Genomic DNA, 5,305 nt, shown 5'->3' with positions numbered 1-5,305 from the left:
GCCGAGGCCGACGCCCCCGGCGACGAGGTGCACGAGAAGCCGGCGGCCTACGACCTGAGCCTCACCGTTGTCGAGACGGCGACGGGTCTGGTCGGCGGGCTCGAGTACAGCACGCAACTGTTCGACGAGGCGACCGTCCGGCGGATGATCGGGCACCTGTCCACGTTGCTGGAGTCGGTCGCTGCCACCCCGGATCGGGCGTTGTCGCAGTTGCCGATGCTGGGCGCGGCGGAGCTGGCCGGTCTGGAGGCCTGGAACGACGCGGTGTTGGAGCTGCCGGCACTGTCCGGGGTGCATGAGCTGATCGGGGCCAATGACCGGTCGTCGGTGGCGGTGCGGGCGGGTGATGTGCAACTGACGTATGCGGAGCTGGACGAGCGGGCCGGCCGTCTGGCGGCGAGGTTGCGTGAGTGGGGTGTGGGTGCGGAGTCGATCGTGGGGTTGTGCCTGCCCCGCGGCGCGGATCTGGTCGTGGCGATTGTCGCGGTGTGGAAGGCGGGCGGCGCGTATCTGGCGTTGGATCCGCAGTACCCGGCGGAGCGGTTGGCGTTCCTGCTGAGCGATGCCGCGGCGGAGGTGTTGGTCGCGGACCGTTCGGTGGCCGACGCTCTGCCCGCGGAGCTGCCGCCGGTGTTGTGGTGGGACACGTGGCCGGCCGCGGCCGCGCCCGACGTTGACGTCAACCCGGCACAGAGCGCGTGTGTCATCTACACGTCGGGGTCGACGGGCCTGCCCAAGGGCGCCGTCGTGTCGCACGGCGCGCTGCTCGGGGAGTTCGCGGCGTGGTCGGCGGCGCATTTCCGGGCCGGTGAGCGGTTGTGCTGGTTGACGCTGGCGAGTGCGAGCTTCGACGTGTTCACCGGTGACGTGGTGCGGGCGCTCGGTTCGGGTGGCACGTTGGTCGTCGGCGAGGTCGGCGCTCAGCTGCAGACCGCGGAGTGGTTCGAGGTGTTGCGGTCGTCGGGGGTGCAGGCGTTCGAGTCAGCGCCGCGGTATGTCGATGAGCTGGTCGACTTCCTGGAGCGCGGCGGTCACGTGCTGCCGGAGCTGCGGTTGGTCGTGGTGACGACGGATGTGTGGCGGTGGGAGTCGGCGCAGCGGGCCTGCCGGGTGCTCGGTGGCGGGGTGCGGGTGTTGACGGCGTACGGGGTGACCGAGGCGACGATCGACTCGACGTTCTGGCCGGTGTCGGGGCGCTCCGACGAGCAAGGTCCGGTGCCGATCGGCGGTCCGTTGCCGGGGGTGCGGTTGCAGGTGTTGGACCGGCATCTGTCCGCGGTGCCGCAGGGTGTGGTCGGCGAGTTGTTCATCGGCGGGGTCGGGCTGGCGCGGGGATACCTGGGCCGGCCGGCGTTGACCGCCGAGCGGTTCGTCGCGGCCGGGGGTGGCGGTCGGGTGTATCGGACCGGTGACCGGGTGCGGCGTGGTGCCGATGGTGGCCTGCTGTTCCTGGGTCGCGGCGACGATCAGGTGAAGGTGCGTGGGTTCCGGGTCGAGCCGGGTGAGGTCGAGCACGCGCTGGAGGGCCATCCGGCGGTGGCGGCCGCGGTCGTGGTCGCCGATGGCGAGGATCGGCTGGTCGCCTATGTGGTCCCGGCCGGTGTGCTGGTCGTGGAGGAGCTGCGGGCGTTTCTGGCCGGGCGGTTGCCGGAGTTCCTGATTCCGGCGGTGTTCGTGGAGTTGGCGGGGTTGCCGTTGACGCCGAACGGCAAGGTCGACCGGGCCGGGCTGGCGGCGGCGGGTGGCAGCCGGCTGGGGCTGGCCGGGTTTGTTGCTCCGGCCGGGGCGGTGCAGGAGTTGTTGGCGGGGATCTGGGCGGAGTTGCTGGGTGTTGACCGGGTCGGGGCGGGCGACAACTTCTTTGAGCTTGGTGGGCACTCGTTGCTGGCGACGCGGGTCGTGTCGCGGGTGCGGTCGGTGTTCGAGGTCGAGGTGCCGGTGGCGGCGGTGTTCGACGCGCCGACGGTGGCGGGGTTGAGTCAGGTGATCGAGGCGGCCGGGCCGGGGATCGTGGCGCCGGCGATCGTGCCGGTCGAGCGGGGCCGGCCGTTGCCGCTGTCGTTCGCGCAGCAGCGGTTGTGGTTCCTGCACCGGCTGGAGCCGGGTTCGGTGGAGTACAACGTGCCGGTCTTCGTGCGTTTCGACGGCGGGGCGGATCTCGGTGCGTTGCGGGCGGCGTTGGCCGCGTTGGTGGCGCGGCATGAGGTGTTGCGGACGCGGCTCGTCGCGGATGAGGGTGGCACGCCGTGGCAGGTCGTGGACCCGGCGGGCGAGGTGCCGGTGCGTGTGGTGGATCTGCGGGGTGAGGCCGATCCGATGCCGGCGGCGGAGCGGGTCGTGGTCGAGGAGCTGGCTCGGCCGTTCGACATGGCCGCCGAGTGGTTGATCCGGGCCACGGTCGTGCGGCTGAGCCCGGGCGAGACCGCGCTCATGCTGATGCTGCACCACGTGGCCTCGGACGAGTGGTCGGCGGCGATCCTGCGGCGCGAGCTGCTGGCGTTGTACGCCGGGGAGACGCTGGCGCCGCTGCCGGTGCAGTACGCCGACTTCGCGGTCTGGCAGCGGCAGTGGCTGACCGGTGACGTCCTCGAGGGGCAGCTCTCCTACTGGCGCGAGCGGCTCGCCGGCGCGCCCGTGCTGGAGCTGCCGACGGACCGGCCGCGGCCGGCGGTGTGGTCGCCGGCCGGCGACGCGATCCGCTTCGACGTCCCCGAGGCGGTGGCCGAGCGGCTGCGGGCGGTGGCCCGGGACGCCGGCGCGTCGATGTTCATGACCCTGCTCAGCGCGTTCACGGTGCTGCTGTCGCGCTACAGCGGCCAGGAGGACGTCGTGGTCGGCACCCCGATCGCCGGCCGGAACCGGGCCGAGATCGAGGGCCTGATCGGGTTCTTCGTCAACACCCTGGTGCTGCGCACCGACCTGTCCGGGGACCCGACGTTCGCCGAGCTTCTGGCCCGGGTCCGGGCCGACGCGCTGGCGGCGTACGACCACCAGGACCTGCCGTTCGAGCGGCTGGTCGACGAGCTCGAGGTGGTCCGGGACCGGTCGCGCACGCCGCTGTTCCAGGTGCTGTTCAACTACTTCTCGGCCGGGGAGGCCATCGCCGACGACGGCGGATCCGAGCTGGCGTCGGACGAACCGGCCCGGTTCGACCTGCGACTGATTCTCGTCGACGACGGCACCCGGTTGGCGGGCGAGGTGGAGTACGCCACCGCGTTGTTCGACCGCGGCACGGTGCGGCGGCTGGTCGGGCACCTGGCCGAGCTGCTGACCGCGGTCGGGGCGGACGCGGACCGCCGGCTGTCGGACCTGCCGCTGCTGACTGAGGCCGAGGCGGCGCGGCTGGCCGGTTGGAACGACACCGCCGCGGCGCTGCCCGCGGCGGGCGGGGTGCAGGAGCTGATCGCGGCGCGGGCGGCGGAGCACCCGGACGCGGTGGCGGTCGAGTGCGGCGACCGGGCGTTGACCTACGGGCAGCTGGAGGCGCGGGCGAACCGGCTGGCGCACCTGCTGCGCGCGGCCGGCGTGGGCGCCGAGTCCGTCGTCGGGGTCGCGGTGGAGCGCGGCGTGGAGATGGCCGCGGCGATCGTGGGTGTATGGAAGGCGGGGGCGGCGTACCTGCCGTTGGACGTGTCGTCGCCGGCGGACCGGCTGGCGTTCATGCTCGACGACGCGGGCGCCTCGATCGTGGTCGGCACGGCCGCGGTGATCGACGAGCTGCCCGTGGGCCGCCTGCGCACGGTCGTCCTGGACGCGCCGGGCACGGTCGCGGCGCTCGCGACGATGCCGGACACGGCCCCCGCGATCCGGGTCGACCCGCGGCAGCTGGCCTACGTCATCTACACCTCCGGCTCGACCGGCCGGCCCAAGGGCGTGCAGGTGCCGCACGGCGGCGTCGTCAACCTGTGCGTGGCCCAGCAGCGCGAGTTCGGCGTCGCCGCCGGCGAGGGCGTCCTGCAGTTCGCCTCGCTCGGCTTCGACGCCTCGGTCTGGGAAATGATCATGGCGCTCGCGGCCGGGGCACGTCTGGTGGTGGCCGAGTCGGGCGTCCGCTCGCAGCCGGGCGAGCTGGCCCGGGTGGTGGCCGCCGGCGACGTCCGGGCGGCAACCCTGCCGCCTTCGCTGCTGTCGGTGCTGGCGCCGGAGGATCTGGCCGGGCTGCGCACGATCGTGGCCGCCGGCGAGCGCCTCGACGTCGAGGTCGCGCGGCGATGGGCCGGCGGGCACCGGCTGATCAACGCATACGGGCCGACCGAGTCCACGGTGTGCGCGTCGATGGGGGTGTACGACCCGTCGGTCGCGGGCGTCCCGACGATCGGCGTCCCGATCGTCAACGCGCGGCTCCACGTCGTCGACGGGCCGCTGCGACCGGTGCCGGCCGGAGTGTCCGGGGAACTGCTGATCGGCGGCGCCGGGGTCGCCCGCGGCTATGCCGGACGGCCCGACCTGACCGCGGAACGGTTCATCGCCGACCCGTTCGCCGGCGACGGGTCGCGGCTGTACCGCTCCGGCGACGTGGTGCGGTGGCGGACCGACGGCCAGCTCGACTACCTCGGCCGCGCCGACACCCAGCTGAAGGTCCGCGGGTTCCGCGTCGAGCCCGGCGAGATCGAGACCGTCCTGCTCACCCACCCGGCCGTGACCGCGGCCGTGGTGACGGCCGACCCCGGCGACCCCGGCCGGCTGGTCGCCTACCTCGTGCCCAGCGACGTGACCGAGGGCATCGGCGAGCCGCAGCGGTTGCGCGAACACCTGCGCCAGCACCTGCCGGAGTACATGCTGCCCGCGGTGTTCGTGGAGCTCGCCACGATCCCGATGACCGTCAACGGCAAGGTCGACCACCGGGCCCTGCCCGGCCTCGACGGCGCCGTCGGCCTCTCCTCCGGCGCCGCGCCGCGCAACCCCACCGAGACTCTGCTCGCCCGGATCTGGGGCGAGCTGCTCGGCCTCGAGCACGTCGGCATCACCGACGACTTCTTCAGCCTGGGCGGACACTCCCTGCTGGCCACCCGGCTGATGTCACGGATCCGGGCCGCCCTCGGCGTCGAGCCGGACCTGTCCACCCTGTTCGAGCACCCGACCATCGAGCACCTCGCCGCCGTGCTCGACACGCTCGCCCCCGCCGACGCGCCCCCGCCGATCACCCCGGTGGACCGCGACCGCCCGCTGCCGTTGTCGTTCGCGCAGCAGCGGCTGTGGTTCCTGCACCGGTTCGAGCCCGGTTCGGTGGAGTACAACATGCCGATGGCCGTCCGGCTGCCGGGCGACGTCGACCGGGAGGCGCTGGCGGCCGCGTTGACCGCGC

General features: G+C 73.4%; 1 protein-coding gene. It reads left to right on the top strand.

The window, feature by feature from the left end; translation table 11 throughout:
- Positions 1-5,305, top strand: a 5,305-nt coding sequence (locus Dsi01nite_RS56600) for a non-ribosomal peptide synthetase (RefSeq protein WP_203854836.1), incomplete at both ends; no start/stop codon positions are given.

The organism is Dactylosporangium siamense (assembly GCF_016862795.1).
In the GTDB taxonomy this organism is placed as follows: Bacteria; Actinomycetota; Actinomycetes; order Mycobacteriales; family Micromonosporaceae; genus Dactylosporangium; species Dactylosporangium siamense.
This window is presented reverse-complemented; position numbering and strand designations above follow the sequence as displayed.